The organism is Pseudomonas sp. 1 (genome assembly GCF_056626735.1).
In genome coordinates this window covers 1-962 of the sequence record NZ_JBWXMQ010000048.1, presented here as the reverse complement: position 1 = coordinate 962, position 962 = coordinate 1, and the positions used below count along the sequence as shown (strand labels likewise).

Annotated in this window: 1 pseudogene; it reads right to left on the bottom strand. The window is 60.5% G+C overall.

Annotated elements, in window-relative coordinates:
* Window positions 1–962 (bottom strand): annotated as a pseudogene (locus tag AC1MDC_RS28630) (hypothetical protein); the annotation flags it as partial.

The following is a 962-nucleotide window of genomic DNA, read 5'->3' as shown; positions in this document are numbered from 1 at the left end:
AGCCTTGGCGGTGAAGCTGTGGGGCGCTACGGTCAGGTCGGTCACTGTCAGCGTCCAGATCCCGGTCGTCGGATCGGCGGGAGGCTGCCCTTTAGATGTCGTGCCATCGAATACCTCGACCTTCTGGTTCTCGGCGGCCGTGCCGATGAGCGTCACGCTGGTTTCTACAATGGTGCCGCCGTCGGGGATTTCGAAGCCTTCGGAATCCTCCGCTCGGGTGATGACCGGTTTCACATCCTCCACGGCCTTGATGGTGTAAGTCCGCACCGGAAAGGTCACCGCATCGCTTTCCTGCAGACTGCCACTCAACCCGGCCTTGAATTCGATCGTGAATGACGAGCCATCCTTGAGCGCCTGTATCTCGGTCTTCAACACCGTTGAGTCGTAGTAGCCACGGTCGATCCAGCCCTGGTTTGTCCCAGCGTTTCCACCATTCCAGATGGTTTTCGCATAAGGCGTGTTGTCATTGTTCGTACCGGACAGGCGCATCCACACTCTCTGCCCCAACGCAATGAACGGCCAGACCATGGCGCGCAAGATTGCATTGCCGGTCAGGGCCGCGACGTCCAGCTCCGGCCCGTCACCGTGGTTGGCCGCCTGAACGATCTTCGGCACGTTGGAAAAATCCAGCACCAGCGACTGTACCGCCAAAGTACGGGTAGTCGAAGGCAGTGGTGTCGCATTCCCGCGTTTCACCGTGTAGCTGACCGTCACCGGTTTGTTCAGGTTGAAAGCCACCACGCTGTTGGCCAGCGGTATCTCCTGCGGCCCGAGCACGGTGACGGTTTCTTCCGGCGCCGTGTGTGAGCCTCCTGCTGGTGTGCCCGCCGCACCGGTCCAGGTGGCAATGATTTTGTCACCGAGCTGCATGCCGGCGTAATCCACAATGGCGGTCAGGGCATCCTTGGCGTCATTCGGGATCAGGCTGAGGTCGTTCGGCGCTTCCTTGATGCGCGGTGCCT